This is a genomic window from Streptomyces sp. NPDC028289 (genome assembly GCF_055565975.1).
This window is the reverse complement of sequence record NZ_JBVHTI010000004.1, coordinates 38,376-55,202: the sequence shown is the minus strand read 5'-3', so window position 1 is coordinate 55,202 and position 16,827 is coordinate 38,376. Positions and strand designations below refer to the sequence as shown.

The following is a 16,827-nucleotide window of genomic DNA, read 5'->3' as shown; positions in this document are numbered from 1 at the left end:
GAGTGAAGATCACCGTTGTCGGCGGTGGCAGTACCTACACGCCCGAACTCATCGAGGGCTTCGCCCGGCGCGCCGACGTGCTGCCGGTCGACGAACTCGTCCTGCACGACATCGACGCCGGACGCCTCACCGTCATCGGCGGCCTGGCCCGCCGTATCCTCGCCCGCCAGGGCTTCCCCGGCCGGCTGACCATGACGACCGACCTCACCGAGGCGGTCGACGGAGCGGCCGCGGTCCTGATCCAGCTGCGGGTGGGCGGCCAGGCCGCCCGGCTGGTCGACGAGACCCTGCCGAACCGGTTCGGCCTGCTCGGCCAGGAGACCACCGGCCCCGGCGGCTTCGCCAAGGCCCTGCGCACGGTGCCGGTGGTGCTCGACATCGCGGAGGAGGTACGCCGCCGGGCCCTGCCCGGCGCCTGGATCGTCGACTTCACCAACCCGGTCGGCATCGTCACCCGAGCCCTGCTCGACGCGGGTCATCGTGCGGTCGGCCTGTGCAACGTGGCGATCAAGTTCCAGCGTCAGCTGGCCGCCCGGCTCGGCACCGACCCCGACCGGGTGCGCCTCGGCCACGCGGGCCTCAACCACCTGTCCTGGATCCGCACGGTCACCGTCGACGGCGTGGACCGCCTGCCGGAACTGCTGGGCGGGCCCGCCCTCGACGAGCTCGCCGCGGAGATCCGCGTCCCCGCCGGGGTCCTGCGCGACCTCGGCGCGATCCCCTCCTACTACCTCCACTACTTCTACTGCACGGAACAGGAGGTCCAGGCCCAGCGAGCGGGCGGCCACCGGGCCGAGCGGGTCCTCGCCATCGAGAAGGAACTGCTCACCCTCTACGCCGACCCCGGCCTGGACCACAAGCCCGACCTGCTGGAGCAGCGCGGCGGGGCCTACTACAGCGAGGCCGCGGCCGCCCTGGTCACCAGCCTGCTCACCGGCGACGGCGCCCATCACTACGTCAACGTCCGCAACGACGGACTGCTGGCCGGGCTGCCCGACCAGGCCGTGGTCGAAGTGGCCGCCGACGTCGACGCCGACGGGCCGCACCCGGTGCCCGTGCCGCCGTTGCCGCCCGAGATGCTCGGGCTGGTCCAGGCGGTCACCGCGTACGAGACGCTCGCGATCGAGGCCGCCCTGACCGGGGACCGCGCGGTGGCCCGGAGGGCACTGGTGGCCAACCCCCTCGTCCGCGAATGGGGGCTCGCCGCCGAGCTCCTCGACGCCCTGCTGGAGGCCAACCGCGCCCATCTGCCCCGGTTCTTCGCGAGCGAGGCCGCCGATGCCTGAGCTGGTGGTGGGCGTCGACGGCGGGAACTCCAAGACCGACCTCGTCCTCGCGGACACCGAGGGCCGGCTGCTGTCCTGGGTGCGCGGTGCGGGCACCCGCCCGCACACCGAGGGCATGGAGACCACCACCGAACGGCTCGCCCGCCTCGGCCGGCACGCGCTCGCTGAGGCGGGCCTGCCCGCCACGACCCCGGTCCAGGTCGGCGCGTACTTCCTCGCGAACGTCGACCGCCGGGCCCAGGAACGGCTGGCGCTGGGGCAGTTGAGCGCGCTGGGCGTGGCGGATCAGGTCCTGGTCCGCAACGACACCCTCGCCGTCCTGCGGGCCGGCGCGCCGGACGGCTGGGGAGTGGCGGTGGTGTCCGGCGCCGGCATCAACGCGGCCGCCGTCCACCCTGACGGCCGCACGGCCCGGTTCCTCTCCCTCGGCGACATCACCGGAGACTGGGGCGGCGGGCTCGCGGTGGCCCGGGCCGGCCTGGGCGCGGCGGTGCGCGCGGGCGACGGACGTGGGCCGGCCACCCGGCTCCGCAAGGAGCTGCCGGCACGCTTCGGCCTGGACAGCGTCGAGGCCGTCGCGCTGGCCGTGAGCGCCGGTGAGCTCCCGGTGACAGCCCTGCACGGCCTGGCGCCCGTGGTCTTCGCGACCGCCGAGAGCGGCGACGCCGTGGCACGGGGCATCGTGGAACGCCTCGGCGACGAGATCGTCGCCATGGTCACCGCGCTGCTCCGCCGCCTGCGACTGCTGCGCACCCCGACCCCGGTGGTCCTGGGCGGCGGCACCCTTCAGAACGACCAGCTGCTGCTCCGGGACCACATCGGCGCCCGCCTGGCCGACGAGGCCCCGCTGGCCCGCCCCCGGGTCCTCGACGTGGCCCCGGTCGCGGGCGCGGTGGCGCAGGCACTGGTGACCGCCGACGCCCCCATCGACGCGCAGGACCGCCTCCGCAAGACCATCGCCGCCCGAAGACCACCGGCCGTCTGCGCCGGCTGACCGCCCGGAAAGCGGGAGGCGAGCCGTCCTGGCCGTGCCCGCAGCGGCGGCCGGCAGCCTTGCCGTCGTCGGACGGCTGTTGCTTGCCCCATGACCGCCGCGCACGCGGGCACGGACACGACGGGCGGTGCCAACCGGCGGCGCTTCGGCTGCGTTGACCGCTCTCGCCCCAGCAGTCGCGGACCCGTGCGTCCTTCGAAGCGCCACCGGACAACCTCGCCGGAACAGGACCTTCTTTCAGGACGGCAGCGGGACGCACAGCACGGCGGCCGGCCCCTGGGCGCTGCTCACCCGGGTGGTGAAGGCGACGCCCGCGATGAACTCGCCTGCGGCACACTGGCCCTTGTAGGCGCCGTACGCGAAATCGTCGCCCGCTCCGTCGGCGGGCCGGTTGTCGGAGCGGTCGAACCACACGGTCCGGCCGCTCGCGCCCAGCGCTGCGGACGCGGGTGCGCACAGCACCGCTGACACCCGCTCCCCGCGGCGGCTGTAGCCGATGACGAACTGGCCCGCCGGGCACTGCAGTTTGGTGTAGCCGGACGCCCAGTCGCCGCCTGCCGGGAGGTACCGTTCGTCCGTGACCACCGTCTGGGCGCTGCCCGTGGCGCGCAGGTCGCCGGCGGTCGCGTCGGTGCACAGACCGCGGCCGCCGGAGTGCGCGAGACCGATCAGCCGCAGCCCGTCCGGGCAGACCGCCTTGTAGGCGCCAGAGTCCCAGTCGCCGCCCGCCCGCACGCGCAGGGACTCCACCTGGTCGCCGTGGTCCGTGGACAGCATGCGCCAGGTCGTCCCCGGCTCGACGTACCCGGTGCGGCCGGCGGAGCTCATGAGGTGGTTCCAGGCGGTGGCCCGCCAGTCGCCTCCGTCCAGGATGCCGGACCGGTGCCCGGAGCTGTCGTAGCTCAGCAGCGCCCAGTCGTCGTGGCCCGCCCAGCCGACCAGCGGCCAGTAGGCGAAGTCGGCGTCCTGGTCGGCGAAGTAGTCGGTGATGTTGCCGAACCAGGTGCGGGCGGCCGTGCCCGTCTCGTTCGCACCGATGCCGAACTCGCTGATCCAGACCGGCGCCGTGTAGTGCTTCCCCTGGGTGGTGACGAAGAAGGCCTCGTCGGCGAGGGCCTGGTACAGCTCGTCGCGGGTCAGGTCCTGATAGCGGGGGTCGCTGGTCTCGCCGATGCCGGTGGCGCCGCTGTGACGGGGGCCGGTGTAGCCGTAGAAGTGGGCCGAGTAGACCAGCTTGTGGGCGTCGACGAGGGTGTTGGAGAGGGTGCGGACGGGGGTGAGCATGGGGCGGCCGTGGGGGAGTCCGTCGACCGGCAGGCCGGTCCAGTTGATGCCCTCGACGACGATGAGGAGGTTCGGGTTCGCCTCGGTGAGGATGCGGTCGCCGGCGAGCTGGGCGGCCGCGTACCAGTCGTGGCCGTCGCCCAGGCCCCAGTTGGGGTCGTCGAGCACGTCCCGGCGTACCTCGTTGTAGAGATCGGCGCCCACGACACGGGAGTTCGCGGCGTAACGGCGGGCCATGAAGACCCAGTCGTCGGCCCACTGCTGGGTCGACTGGCTGCTGTTCCAGCGCTCGTTGCCGTCGACTCCGCAGCACCAACGGGAGGTGTTGGTGTGGTTGTTGAGGATGACGGCGAAGCCCGCCCCGGTGAGGGCGGCTACGACGGCGTCGTAGACCTCCAGCGGGGTCCTGCCGCGCAGCTGCGGATTGGCGGTGACCGCGGCGTCCGGCACCGGGGTCGTCGTGTGGATCATCTCGTTCGAGAACGGCAGCCGGATGCTGTTGATGCCGAGTGCCTGGAAGTCCGAGACGAGCTGGGACAGGGGCGCGCGGTCCAGGCCGAGGGGGATGCCGTAGGAGTCCTGGCCGGCGTGGTGGTTCGCGGGATCGGCGCTGCTGCCGCTGCCCGTCCAGGAGCCCTGTGCGCCGTCCCAGTTGGCGGCCTTGAGGCGGAAGCGGTTGCCGGCGGCGTCGACGATGTAGCGGCCCCGGGTGGACAGCGGGGGCTGCCAGGTGCCGGTGGCCGGTGCCTGCGCGGCGGACTGTGCGGACTGCGCGGACTGCGGTCCGGCAGCGGCCGGGGCGGTGCCGGAGAGGGCGAGAACCAGGAGCGTGACTGTCAGGTACGTGACAATCCGGAAGGATCGTGCGATCGGCATCGGCAGTCCTCTGGGTGGATGTCCCGTGCGGGTGGATGTCCCATGGGGGCGAGGCACCCTACCAGGGCGCGGATCAGCGCAGAAGCGGCCCGTCCGCCGCGCAGGCCTCGGCCGTCCATCCGTCGAGGTCGCGTTCGGGGCGCAGCAACCGCCTGATGGCGGCCGCCGAGGCGCGGTGCCAGTCACGGCTGCGGCGGAGCATCGCGTGCTCGCCGCCTCTGAGCAGCACCATCCCCGCCTGCGCACCGGCGCCGCGGGCCTGCCGTACGTACGCGGCCGAGTCCGAGGGAGCTGTGGTCCGGTCACGGTCCCCGTGCAGGACGACGATCCTCGTCCCGGTGAGATCGTCGACCGGGTCGCCGGACGGGCACCAGGGGGCCAGCGCGAGCACCCCGCGCACCGCGGGATCGGCCGCCGCGCGCAGCGCCGCCCGGCCGCCCATGGAGTGGCCGACCAGCACCACGGACGCGTCGCCGGCCAGACCACGCAGCTCGTCGAGCGCGCGCAGCGTGTCCTGGAGCGGGTCGGCGGCGTCGTTCCAGCCCTGATAGCGGTAACACACCTGACCGATCAGCACGTCACGGGGCGAGGAGACCGAGGCGGCGGCACTGACGAACGGGCGCATGCGCAGCGCGGCCGGCTGCCAGGAGCGCGCCGGGCGGAGTCCGTTCTCCTGCCCGCCGTGCAGGACGAGCACCGCGGCACGGGTCTGCTCCCGCGGCCTGCGACGCACCACCAGCGCGCTCCCGCCCGCCTCGACGCCCCGTCCGTCGGTCACCGCGTCCCCCCTGCTTCCTCCGGCTTGCAGCGTGCTCCCGCCATCAAACACTCCCGGAGGAATCCCCTGCCACCGAGAGGCATGTGCGGCGCGTGCCTTCCCCGTGAACATCAGTTAGGCTCCACCGCGCACAGGGGACGCACAGCGGGGGTGGGGGACATGACCGAGGGCTTCGCCGAGCCCGAAAAGGACGGCAGACCGGGGCTTCAGGCCCTCGCGGCAGTGGCGTTGTTCGCCGTCGTGGTGGGCGCTCTGTGGGCGCAGAAGGAGTTCGTCCACCCGAAGGACACGGCGAGCGAGCCGGCCGCCTGCTCGAAGCCGGACGACCACCTGCCGGCCCGCTATGTCTCCGGTGGCCGGTTGTGCAGGGCGCTCAACCGCCCGGACCTGCCCGCCCTGTTGGGGACCTCGCACGAGCACGCCGAGACCGCCGACGGCAGCGGGGAGTGGCTCACGCTCGCCGGGGGCACGAAGATCGCCGAACCCGAGGCGACGGTGACCCTGGAGACGTACTCCGTGAAGCTGACGGCGTCGTACGACCACATGACCGTCTCCACGGCGGGCGACCTGATGGGCGACGCCCGCAGGACGACCGTCCTCGGGCACCCCGCCGTCCTCTACTCCAGCCCGACCATCTCCATCGGATTCAACCTCGGTGGCGGCAAGGCGAGCACGGGCCCCGGCGGCACCGCGCGGTGCCTCCTGGTCTCCAAACACGGCAAGGACGACGGCGGGGGCACGTTCGAGGTCGCGCTCTGGCGGCAGGACGACGTACCCCCGGACGACACCGCCCTGGTCCGGGTCGCGGAGCAGGTCCTGCCGACCGTCCCCGGCTGGAACGGGCACTGACGGTCTCGGGAGGAAGCGGGCGCGCCGCCGGGCCGCCCGGATCTCGGTGCGGCCCGGCGGCGGAGGCCGCACCGACGCCGTGTCAGGTCCTCACGGCGCGACGGTCGTCGTGGAGGCGAGGCTGCCCGCCGAGGGCAGCGACGGCAGCGCGGGTACGGCGCCGAGCAGGCCGGTGACCGCGTCGAGGATGGGGGCCAGCAGCCCGGTGACGGCGCCCAGCACCCCGCCGAGGTCGAGCGAGGTCAGCGAGCCGAGCAGGCTGTCGACGGCGGCCTGGATCGCGTTCACCAGGTCCGAGACGGGGTCGGCGGCCCGGTGCGCGCGGTCGGTGGCGCCCGCGTCCAGGCGCCGCAGCCGCTCCTGGACCGTGTTGCTCCACTCCTGCAGCGCCTTCGCATAGGCGGCGGCCTGCGCCGGGGCGATGGGCGTGCCCTCCGTCGCGGCGAGACCGGGCAGCGCGTCCAGCAGGGGTGTCAGGGCACGGTCGTACTTGGTCGAGTCGATCGCGTCGATCCGGTCGAGGAGCGTGGCGAGGTCGGTGCCGGGCCGCGGAGCCGTCTGCGCGACACCGGGTTCCGTCGCTTCTCGGCCGGCGTCGGCGGCGGCAGCGGAGGCGGCCGCCGGGCCGAGAACCAGGGCGGCACAGACCAGGGGGGAGACGAGGAGGCCGCGGGAGGCTAGGGCGCGCATGGGGTTCCTTTCGAGAACTGCTGTCTTTCGCCCACCGTGGAAAGCGGGGTGCGGCCCCGCAACCGGTCACCCACCGTGCCGCGCGGCGACCATGCCAAGGCGAACGCTCTGACCAGGTGGTTTGCCCCGGTACCGGGCGCCGTCCGGATGTTCGGCCGTCAGAGTGCGCCGGGCCGCCGGCGCGGGCCGCACACGCGAAGAGCCCCGTCCCTGATTCGTCAGGGACGGGGCTCTTCGAGCGGAGCGCCGGGCAGGCCTTGCACCTGCATTTCCCCGCAGGAAGCGGGGCGTCTTTCCTTGGACCACCAACGCGTCGCGTGCCACCCGGAATTGGGCGCCTCGCTCAAGATCAAGCCTACCCCGGCCGGGGCGCCGGCCACAAACCGGGCCGGGTGCTCCCTCGTCTCCACTCTTGCATGTTCTATGGCACACACCATAAGTTACTCTTGCGTAGGGACGTGATGTGTCTCCACGGGAACGAAGGGCGGTGGTCGCATGAGTCCGCGCAGGAGCGACAGCCGGGAACGGATGCTGCGTGGCGCCGCCGACCTGCTGCGCGAGTACGGAGCCGGAGCCACCAGCATCGACCGGGTCCTCGCCCGCACCGGCGCTCCCCGGGGCTCCGTCTACCACCACTTCCCCGGCGGCCGTGCACAGCTGGTCGAGGAGGCGGTGAACCGGTCCGGCGACCACATGGCGAGGCGGATCGACGCGGCCATGGAGGCCGACGACCCCGTGGCGGCGGTCGACTCCTTCGTCGCACTGTGGCGGGAGCGGCTGACGGAGAGCGGCTACCGCGTCGGCTGCCCGGTCGTGGCCGTGGCCGCGGAGACCAACGACGAGGCACCCCAGCTGGCCCGCTCGGCCGCCGCCGTCTTCGCCCGCTGGCAGCAGGCACTGGCCGCGCACTTCTGCCGGCACGGTCTCCCGCAGCCGCGCAGCACCCGGCTGGCCGCCTTCGTCATCGCCGCCCTCGAAGGCGCCGTGATCATGTGCCGTGCCGAGCAGACCACCGCACCGCTGGACGCGGCCGCCGCCGAACTGCGCGACCTGCTGACCCACGCCTTCAGCGACCGGTGACGACCTGCCGACCCACGCCTGCCACCACCGGTGACGACACCTGACGACCACTGCGGCCCGCTGCCCGGAGAGCGGCGGACCGGCCCGCACCCCCACCAGCACACCGAGGAGCCACCCGTGTCCACCACCGACCTCGCCGCCCTGTCCGGCCTCGAACTGATGCGCTGGATACAGTCCGCGCGGCCGACCGACACCGCGCCCCCTTCGATCGGCAGGCTGCTCGGCATGCGCTTCGACGAGGTGGAGCACGGCCGTATGGTCATGTCGCTCGACACCCGCCCCGACTTCGCCAACCCCCTCGGCACCGTCCACGGCGGCATCGCGGCCACCCTCCTCGACTCCGTGATGGGCTGCGCCGTCCACAGCACCCTGCCCGCAGGCGTCGGCTACACCACCCTCGAACTCAAGGTCAACTACATCCGCGCCGCCCACACCGGAGGCCAGACCCTCAGGGCCGAGGGGAACGTCATCCATGTCGGCCGCACCACCGCCACGGCCGAAGGAAAGGTGCTCGACGAGCGCGGGAAACTGATCGCCCACGCGACCACCACCTGCCTCGTCATGCGACCGGCCGGCGACTGACGGCGGACCGGACCCACGCGCGGAGCCCCGCACCCGGCGGATCGGGTGCGGGGCTCCGCGCGTGGCAGGCCGATCCGGCGGCTACTCGGGGACGCGGGCCAGGTCGTGCAGCCAGGCCTTCGCCGAACTGTCCGACGGAGCACGCCAGTCGCCGCGCGGGGAGAGTGAACCGCCCGCCGAGACCTTCGGTCCGTTCGGCATCGCCGAGCGCTTGAACTGGGCGAAGGCGAAGAAGCGGCGGCAGAAGTAGTCGAGCCAGTGCCGGATCTCCGCCAGGTCGTACGCCTTGCGCTCGCCCTCGGGGAAGCCGGGCGGCCAGGCGCCCGCCTTCCGGTCGTGCCAGGCGTGCCAGGCCAGGAAGGCGATCTTCGACGGCCGGAACCCGTGCCGCAGCACCTGGTAGAGGGTGAAGTCGTGCAGCGCGTACGGGCCGATCTTCGACTCGGTGGACTGCAGTTCCTCACCCGGCACCAGCTCCGGGCTGATCTCGGTGTCGAGGATCGCCGCGAGGGTCCTGCCGGTCTCCGCGTCGAACTGCTCGCTGCTGATGACCCAGCGGATCAGGTGCTGGATCAGCGTCTTCGGCACCCCGGAGTTGACGTTGTAGTGGCTCATCTGGTCGCCGACGCCGTACGTCGACCAGCCCAGCGCCAGCTCCGACAGGTCCCCGGTGCCGAGGACGATGCCACCGCGCTGGTTGGCCAGCCGGAACAGGTAGTCGGTGCGCAGCCCGGCCTGCACGTTCTCGAAGGTCACGTCGTAGACCGGCTCGCCGGCGGCGAACGGGTGGCCCATCTCCTCCAGCATCAGTCGCGCGGTCGGCGTGATGTCCAGCTCGGCCGCCGTCACGCCGAGCGAGTTCATCAGCCGGTGGGCGTTGCCCTTGGTGTGCTCGCCGGTCGCGAAGCCCGGCAGGGTGAAGGCCAGGATGTCGCTGCGCGGGCGGCCCGCGCGGTCCATGGCACGGGCGGCGACGATCAGCGCGTGCGTGGAGTCGAGGCCGCCGGACACGCCGATGACGATCTTCGGGCCGCCGATCGCCGCCAGCCGCTGCTGGAGCGCGGCGACCTGGATGTTGTACGCCTCGTAGCAGTCCTGGGCCAGCCGCTGCGGGTCGGCCGGGACGAAGGGGAAGCGCTCCACCCGGCGCCGCAGCCCGAGGTCGGCCGCCGGCGGGTCGAGCCGGAAGGCAACGGTCCGGAAGCCGCCGGTGCGGGCCGCGTGGGTACGGCGGTTGTCGTCGAACGAGCCCATCCGGGCCCGCTCCTGCCGCAGCAGGTCCAGGTCGACGTCGGCCACCGCGTACTGGTCGTCGAGCGGGAACCGGTCCGTCTCGGCCAGCAGCGCGCCGTTCTCGTAGATCATGGTCTGGCCGTCCCAGGACAGGTCCGTCGACGACTCGCCGAGCCCGGCCGCCGCGTAGACGTACGCGGCGAGGCAGCGCTGCGACGCGGAGCGGCACAGCAGCTTCCGGTCCTCCGCGCGGCCGACCGTGATGGGGCTGCCGGAGAGGTTGACCAGCACGGTCGCGCCGGCCAGCGCCGCCTCCGCGCTCGGCGGCACCGGCACCCACATGTCCTCACAGATCTCGGCGTGCAGCACGAGACCGGGGACGTCCTCCGCCTCGAAGAGCAGGTCCACCCCGAACGGCACGCTCTCGCCGCCGATCCGGATGGTGCCGCCCCGCTCGTCGTCGCCGGCGGCGATCTGGCGCCGCTCGTAGAACTCCCGGTAGTTCGGCGGGTACGACTTGGGCGCGACCCCGAGGATCCGGCCGCGGTGCACGAAGACCGCGCAGTTGTAGACGCGGTTGCGGTGCCGCAGCGGGGCGCCGACGACGAGGACCGGCAGCAGCCCGGCGGAACCGGCCCGCACCGACTCGACGGCCTCCTCGACCTGGTCGAGCACCGCGTCCTGGAGCAGCAGGTCCTCGATCGAGTAACCGGTCAGGCCGAGCTCCGGGAAGACCGCCACCGCGACGCCCTCCTCGGCGCAACGGCGGGCCTGTCGCAGCACCGCGTCGGCGTTGGCGCGCGGGTCGGCGATGACGGTGTGGCCCGTGCACGAGGCGACGCGCGCGAAACCATGCTCATAGATCGACCAGAAGTTCAACGGGGCTTCCTCGGGAGAGACGGACACGGTGCGGATGCCGGACAGGGAGCGTCGCCGTACCCCGGCACCCTCTCCATCGACGGTCTGGCGAACCACCTGCCCCCAGCAGCATAGATCGCCGCGCCATCCGGGCTGATCAGGGATTCCGCGCAGACCGCGCGCCCGTTCTCCGCACACGGCGGGTCACAGGGGCGTGGTCTCCAGCAGGGCCGCGGCCATCCGGCGGGCCGGGGCCTCGGTCTCGGCCGCGACGTGGTGGAACGCCGTCTCCGCCTCGTGGGCCGGCCAGTCGGCGGGCAGGTGCCGGACCGGCAGCCGGGGATCGGTGCGGATGATGCCCAGCCACTCGCTGACCAGCCGCAGCCGGGTGACCACGGCGTCGCCATCGGGGCCGGCCCGCCAGGCCTCCCAGCGGGTGCGGAAGTCCTCGTACCGGGCCGCGACGGACTCCAGGTCCCAGGTGTCGCGGATCATGAGGTCGATGTCCGTGGCCTCGTCGGCCAGCGCGTGAAAGATCTTCACGTGGGCGGAGAGCCCGAGTTCGGCGACGACGCCGGAGACGTCCACCCGGCCGGGCGCGATCCACAGGCCGCTGTAGAGCGGACCGAACCCCGACCAGCCGAGCTGGGAGCGCAGATCGTGCCGCTGGCGCTGCCAGGACTCCGGCAGCGAGAACCCCAGCAGGGTCCAGGATCCGTCCCAGTCGTCGTTGACGGCGCCCGTCTCCCAGATGCGGCGCCGGCCGTCATGGAGGATCTGTGTGGCCGACGGCGTCAGGCCGAAGTACATCTTGCGGCCCTGCCGTTGGCGTTGCAGCAGGTTCCGGTTGACCATGCGGGTCAGCGTGGAGCGTACGGCCTGCTCGCCGACGCCCGCCCGGCCCAGGACCGTGATGATGCTGCCCGAGTAGACGGCCAGCGGGCCCTGCTCCAGTACGTGGTTGCCGAAGAAGGCGAGCAGGAGCGACTGCGGCCGGGGCTGCGGGCCGTCCAGGGGGTCCGGGGCGATCTCGGCGTTCACGTGCGCAAGATTACGGCCAGGTGGCGGACGTACAGGGCGCGGGTGGCCTGCCGGACAGCGGCCGACCTGCACCGGGCTCCGTGCCGCACCACGGGCGGTGCCCGCCCCGGCCGTGGTGCGGCACGGCCGGGGCGGGCCGGCGGAATCCGGTCGCTACGCGGCTGTGCCGCCCGAGTAGTCGCTGTTGAACGTGGTCTCGACGGTCGTGGCCACCGACTGCGCCACCCCGGTGCCCGTGAGGATGATGCCCAGCTCACGGTTGTTGGAGAGGGAGTTGCTGCTGATGTTCATGGAGCCGGCCTCCACCTCCTGGGTGGACAGGCCGTAGTCGGCGACCATGGCCTTGGCGTGGATGTAGAAGCCGTTGGGGTCGGAGTAGCCGACGACCGTGCCGCCGGCGGCCTTCACCGCGGAGACCTCGCTGGAGTAGTCGCCGGGCGTCTCCAGCACGACCCGCACCTTCACGCCCGCCTTGGCCCTCGCCACGATGGCGTTGACCACCGTGCTGTCGCTGAACTCCAGTTCCTCGACGTCGAGCGTCTTGGTGGCGGCGTTGACCACGGTCAGCAGGCGGCTGCGCGAGTCGGTGGGGGACCAGAGCAGGTGGTCGCCGTCGGTGGGGGTGACGGAGGTTCCGGCGTAGTCGGCGTTGAAGACCTTCTCGATCGCCGCGACGTCCCTGGTGTCGTCGGTGAAGACGCCGTAGTCCCGGCCGGTCGAGTAGTACTGAGAGGTCAGGTTGCCGGTCAGGACGAGCGACTTGGTGCCGTCGACCGTGATGGTCTTCTGGTGCGTGTAGACGAAGCTGGACGGCGACCAGACCACACCCACGCCCGCGTTCGTGAGGGAGGTGTAGGCGGAGTTGTTGGCGCTCTTGTGCGCCTGGTCCAGGACGACCCGCACGGTGACGCCCTTGTTCTCCAGGGCTATGAGGTCGTTGACGGCCGTGGTGTCCTCCAGCTCGTACATCGTCATGTCGAGCGAGCTGGTGGCCGAGTTGATGAAGTCGTAGATCGTGGGCTCGCTGCTGCTGAGCGAGAAGGCGAACGCGGAGTAGCTCGCGGCGTTCGCGGGGACCGCGGTGGCGACCACGGCCGCAGTGGCCGCCAGGGCGACACCCGCGCGAACGAGAAGCTTCGACAGCATGTGCGTGACTCCTAGTCGAGTAGACGCTCACGTGGGGGGTGGGTGAGCGTGGGCATGACACCACGCGCGTAGACTGTCGAGGAAGGGAAGCCGGGTGAACTCACCGTTACCTGTGGGGCGTACGGGCGGACATAGCGGACTCGGCGCAGGTGGGGGCCGGTTCATGGGTGTCCCGCGAGAACGCAAAATCTTCGTAGCCGCTCGCGCTCGACCCGTCTGCCCGCGTCGTCGTCCCCAGCGGGTGTCGATCACCCGGTGGTTCGGCTGAGCCCCCGCACATCCGCCGGGCAGCGGGCGGGGCACCCGGGCGTCGCCCCCGGTGCACGCGAACCGGTCAGGAATGGAGAAGCGTTAGGCTTCTGACCCCGGCTAGCGTGGCGGCGATCGACCAGGACCCCGCGCAGCAGACGGAGACGGGTTTGAGCATGGCCACAGAAACCGAGAAGACGACGTCCACGCCGCACGTGGCCGACAGCCACGGCCTGATCCGCGTACACGGCGCGCGGGAGAACAACCTCAAGGACGTCAGCATCGAGATCCCGAAGCGCCGGCTGACGGTCTTCACCGGAGTCTCCGGCTCGGGCAAGAGCTCGCTGGTGTTCGACACCATCGCCGCCGAGTCGCAGCGGCTGATCAACGAGACCTACCCCGCCTTCGTCCAGGGCTTCATGCCCAACCTGGCCCGCCCCGAGGTCGACGTCCTCGAAGGACTGACCACCGCGATCATCGTCGACCAGCAGCGGATGGGCGGCGACCCGCGCTCCACCGTCGGCACCGCCACCGACGCCAACGCCCTGCTGCGCATCCTCTTCAGCCGCCTCGGCAAGCCGCACATCGGCTCGCCCAAGGCGTTCTCCTTCAACATCGCCTCCATCAGCGGGGCCGGCGCCGTCACCGTCGAACGCGCCGGCCAGAAGGTGAAGGAGCGGCGCAGCTTCAGCATCACCGGCGGCATGTGCCCGCGCTGCGAGGGCCGGGGCGCCGTCACCGACCTCGACCTCGCCCAGCTCTACGACGAGACCCTGTCCCTCAACGAGGGCGCGATCACCGTCCCCGGCTACAAGGGCGGCGGCTGGAACTCCCGCCTCTACATCGAGTCCGGCTTCTTCGACCCGGACAAGCCCATCAGCAAGTTCACCAAGAAGGAGCTGCAGGACTTCCTGCACCGCGAGCCGACCCGGATGAAGATCGCGGGCATCAACATGACCTACGAAGGTCTGATCCCGCGCATCCAGAAGTCGATGCTCTCCAAGGACAAGGAGTCGATGCAGCCGCACATCCGCGAGTTCGTGGAGCGCGCGGTCACCTTCGCCACCTGCCCCGACTGCGACGGCACCCGGCTCAGCGAGGGCGCCCGCTCCTCGAAGATCGACGGGATCAGCATCGCCGACGCCTGCGCGATGCAGATCAGCGACCTGGCGGCCTGGGTGCGCGGCCTCGACGAACCGTCGGTGGCACCGCTCCTCGCCACGCTCCGGCACACCCTCGAATCGTTCGTGGAGATCGGCCTCGGCTATCTCTCCCTCGACCGCCCCGCCGGCACCCTCTCCGGCGGCGAGGCCCAGCGCACCAAGATGATCCGCCACCTCGGCTCCTCGCTCACCGACGTCACCTACGTCTTCGACGAGCCCACCACCGGCCTGCACCCGCACGACATCCAGCGCATGAACGGCCTGCTGCTGCGGCTGCGCGACAAGGGCAACACGGTCCTCGTCGTGGAGCACAAGCCGGAGGTCATCGCCATCGCCGACCACGTCGTCGACCTCGGCCCCGGCGCCGGGGCGGGGGGCGGCACGGTCTGCTTCGAGGGCACCGTCGAGGCCCTGCGCACCGGCGGCACCATCACCGGCCGCCACTTCGACGACCGGGCCGCCCTCAAGGACACGGTCCGCAAGCCCACCGGCACGCTGGAGATCCGCGGCGCGAGCACCCACAACCTCCAGGGCGTCGACGTCGACATCCCGCTCGGCGTCCTCGCCGTCGTGACCGGTGTCGCGGGCTCCGGCAAGAGCTCCCTGGTGCACGGCTCGATCCCGGCCGGCGCCGGGGTGATCTCCGTCGACCAGGGCGCCATCCGCGGCTCCCGGCGCAGCAACCCGGCGACGTACACCGGACTGCTCGACCCGATCCGCAAGGCCTTCGCCAAGGAGAACGGCGTCAAGCCGGCCCTCTTCAGCTCGAACTCCGAGGGTGCCTGCCCCACCTGCAACGGCGCCGGCGTGATCTACACCGACCTGGCGATGATGGCCGGCGTGGCCACCACCTGCGAGGACTGCGACGGGAAGCGGTTCGAGGCGTCCGTCCTCGACTACCGCCTCGGCGGCCGGGACATCAGCGAGGTGCTCGCGATGCCGGTGACCGAGGCCGAGGAGTTCTTCGCCGCGGGCGAGGCGCACACCCCGGCCGCCCACCGCATCCTCCAGCGGCTCACGGACGTCGGCCTCGGCTACCTCACCATCGGCCAGCCCCTCACCACCCTGTCCGGCGGCGAGCGCCAGCGCCTCAAGCTGGCCACGCACATGGCCGACAAGGGCGGCGTGTACGTCCTCGACGAGCCGACCGCGGGCCTGCACCTCGCCGACGTCGAGCAGCTTCTCGGACTGCTGGACCGGCTGGTCGACACCGGCAAGTCGGTCATCGTCGTCGAGCACCACCAGGCGGTCATGGCCCACGCCGACTGGATCATCGACCTCGGCCCGGGCGCCGGCCACGACGGCGGCCGGATCGTCTTCGAGGGCACCCCGGCCGACCTGGTGGCGGCCCGCTCCACGCTCACCGCGCAGCACCTTGCGGAGTACGTCGGAGCCTGACCCGGGCCGCCCCGAGGAGACGGGATCCCCTCGGGGCGGCCCGCCCCGCGCGAGGTTTGAATGCTCAAACGTTGATGGTTAGGCTGCGCCCATGACCACGACGCCACGCTGGCTGAACCCCGAGGAACGACGGGCGTGGCTCGCCTACGTCCAGTTCTCCACGCACCTGTCGGACCACCTGAACCGCCAGCTGCGGCGCGACGCGGGGATGACCCACGCCGACTACACACTCCTCGCCAATCTGTCCTCGGTCGAGGACCACAGCCTGACCATGTCCGAGCTGGCCGAACGACTGAAGATCACCCGGAGCCGGCTCACCCACGCCGTGACCCGCCTCCAGGAGGCGGGCTACGTCGACCGCCGCGAGGACCCCGTCAACCGCCGCAACCAGCACGCCGTCCTCACCACGGCCGGCATGAGCCTCCTGGAGCGTGCGGCCCCCGGCCATGTCGAGGCGGTACGCCGAGCCGTCTTCGACGCCCTCACCCCCGAGCAGGTCACCCGGTTCGCCGAGATCGGCGAGGCCGTCAACGCCGCCCTGCAACGCATGGACGCCGACAGCGGCGAACAGGATGCACTGCCCTGGCGGCGCCGCTGACGCCGCGCCCACCGCTCCACGGCCCGACGGCCCCGGGGCCCGCCGCGGACGACGAATCCGCAGCGGGCCCCGGGGCCGGTGGCCGGTGTCGGCCGGTGGCCGGTCAGACCTCGTCGTGGCCGTCCGGGGCCAGCAGGATCGCGGTGTTGGTGCGGTGCGCGACGGCGTCGCTGACCCGCGGGTCGAACAGCGCCTCGACGGAGCTCCGGTGGTGGGGGCTCAGGACGATGAGATCGGCCCCGAACTCCTCGGCGGTGTCGGCGATGGCGGTCGCGACCTGCGTGGTAAGCCCCCTGATCAAGGTCCCTTCAGCCTTGACGTCCTGCTCGCGCAGGGCCGTCAGCGCCTCGTCGAGGACCGCCTTGGCCTCGGCGTCCTCCTCCAGGGGCACGATCGCGGCGACGGAGGCGGCGGAGGCGATGACGTGTACGACGCGGACCTCGGCGTTCGTCAGCTTGGCCAGCTCGCCGGCCAGCCGCACGGCGGAGCGGCGGGCGGGGCTGGGATCGACGGCGACCAGGATGCGCTGGAACACGGACACTCTGTTTCCCCTTCCGGGGGCGTGGAAGGTCTACTCGGTGGTCAGGGACGCCGGATCACGGCGTGACGGGTCGGCGCGTCCGGCGCCGAACGAGTTCTTCCAACCCCACCATGTGATCATCTCACCAGTCGTCGGCGCGAGGGACGGCGGCCCGTGTAACAGCCACTGAACTGCCGAGAGC

14 protein-coding genes are annotated in these 16,827 nt (G+C 72.2%); 7 read left to right on the top strand and 7 right to left on the bottom strand.

Annotated features, from left to right (window positions below; genetic code table 11):
- Positions 1-2 precede the first annotated feature (2 nt).
- Positions 3-1,286: a 6-phospho-beta-glucosidase gene (locus ACZ4UV_RS20200; protein WP_451018441.1), complete on the top strand. Its 1,284-nt coding sequence runs from the start codon at positions 3-5 to the stop codon at positions 1,284-1,286.
- Positions 1,279-2,280: an N-acetylglucosamine kinase gene (locus ACZ4UV_RS20195; protein WP_451018442.1), complete on the top strand. Its 1,002-nt coding sequence runs from the start codon at positions 1,279-1,281 to the stop codon at positions 2,278-2,280. The genes ACZ4UV_RS20200 and ACZ4UV_RS20195 overlap by 8 nt, the downstream gene beginning before the upstream one ends.
- 237 nt (positions 2,281-2,517) lie before the next feature.
- On the opposite strand, the gene ACZ4UV_RS20190 is transcribed toward ACZ4UV_RS20195, so the two are convergent.
- Together ACZ4UV_RS20190 and ACZ4UV_RS20185 are read right to left on the bottom strand one after the other, a co-directional pair.
- A complete protein-coding gene (locus tag ACZ4UV_RS20190; RefSeq protein WP_451018443.1) occupies positions 2,518-4,440 on the bottom strand; it encodes a glycoside hydrolase family 5 protein in 1,923 nt (640 codons plus the stop codon).
- 73 nt (positions 4,441-4,513) lie between these two features.
- Complete coding sequence (locus ACZ4UV_RS20185; RefSeq protein ID WP_451018444.1) at positions 4,514-5,218, bottom strand: alpha/beta fold hydrolase; 705 nt, start codon at positions 5,216-5,218, stop codon at positions 4,514-4,516.
- A 159-nt stretch (positions 5,219-5,377) separates the two neighbouring features.
- Between ACZ4UV_RS20185 and ACZ4UV_RS20180 the strand changes: the two genes are divergently transcribed.
- Positions 5,378-6,067, top strand: a complete 690-nt coding sequence (locus ACZ4UV_RS20180) for a DUF6215 domain-containing protein (RefSeq protein ID WP_451018445.1) — start codon at positions 5,378-5,380, stop codon at positions 6,065-6,067.
- Positions 6,068-6,157: 90 nt separating this feature from the next.
- On the opposite strand, the gene ACZ4UV_RS20175 is transcribed toward ACZ4UV_RS20180, so the two are convergent.
- Entirely contained in the window at positions 6,158-6,757 is a 600-nt protein-coding gene (locus tag ACZ4UV_RS20175; RefSeq protein ID WP_451018446.1) for a hypothetical protein, read from the bottom strand.
- A gap of 495 nt (positions 6,758-7,252) precedes the next feature.
- Here ACZ4UV_RS20175 and ACZ4UV_RS20170 point away from each other — a divergent pair, with 495 nt between their 5' ends.
- Entirely contained in the window at positions 7,253-7,837 is a 585-nt protein-coding gene (locus ACZ4UV_RS20170) for a TetR/AcrR family transcriptional regulator (protein WP_451023372.1), read from the top strand.
- Positions 7,838-7,954: 117 nt separating this feature from the next.
- Entirely contained in the window at positions 7,955-8,419 is a 465-nt protein-coding gene (locus ACZ4UV_RS20165; RefSeq protein ID WP_451023371.1) for a PaaI family thioesterase, read from the top strand.
- 81 nt (positions 8,420-8,500) lie between these two features.
- On the opposite strand, the gene ACZ4UV_RS20160 is transcribed toward ACZ4UV_RS20165, so the two are convergent.
- From ACZ4UV_RS20160 to ACZ4UV_RS20150, 3 genes are all read right to left on the bottom strand, one after another.
- On the bottom strand, positions 8,501-10,531 hold the full coding sequence (locus ACZ4UV_RS20160; RefSeq protein WP_467840681.1) for an NAD(+) synthase: 2,031 nt from the start codon (positions 10,529-10,531) through the stop codon (positions 8,501-8,503).
- A 183-nt stretch (positions 10,532-10,714) separates the two neighbouring features.
- The gene (locus tag ACZ4UV_RS20155) at positions 10,715-11,551 is read right to left on the bottom strand and encodes a PaaX family transcriptional regulator (protein ID WP_467839490.1); all 837 of its coding nucleotides are present in this window, start codon (positions 11,549-11,551) and stop codon (positions 10,715-10,717) included.
- 153 nt (positions 11,552-11,704) lie between these two features.
- A complete protein-coding gene (locus ACZ4UV_RS20150) occupies positions 11,705-12,697 on the bottom strand; it encodes a phospholipase D-like domain-containing protein (protein ID WP_351497125.1) in 993 nt (330 codons plus the stop codon).
- 425 nt (positions 12,698-13,122) lie between these two features.
- Here ACZ4UV_RS20150 and ACZ4UV_RS20145 point away from each other — a divergent pair, with 425 nt between their 5' ends.
- Together ACZ4UV_RS20145 and ACZ4UV_RS20140 are read left to right on the top strand one after the other, a co-directional pair.
- Positions 13,123-15,507, top strand: coding sequence for an ATP-binding cassette domain-containing protein (locus ACZ4UV_RS20145; protein WP_451019722.1), 2,385 nt, complete (start codon positions 13,123-13,125; stop codon positions 15,505-15,507).
- A 91-nt stretch (positions 15,508-15,598) separates the two neighbouring features.
- Positions 15,599-16,105: a MarR family winged helix-turn-helix transcriptional regulator gene (locus tag ACZ4UV_RS20140; RefSeq protein ID WP_451019723.1), complete on the top strand. Its 507-nt coding sequence runs from the start codon at positions 15,599-15,601 to the stop codon at positions 16,103-16,105.
- Between the two features lie 103 nt (positions 16,106-16,208).
- On the opposite strand, the gene ACZ4UV_RS20135 is transcribed toward ACZ4UV_RS20140, so the two are convergent.
- Positions 16,209-16,646 carry a universal stress protein gene (locus ACZ4UV_RS20135; protein ID WP_351497119.1) on the bottom strand — a complete coding sequence of 146 codons (438 nt, stop codon included), beginning with the start codon at positions 16,644-16,646 and terminating at the stop codon, positions 16,209-16,211.
- Between the last annotated feature and the right edge of the window lie 181 nt (positions 16,647-16,827).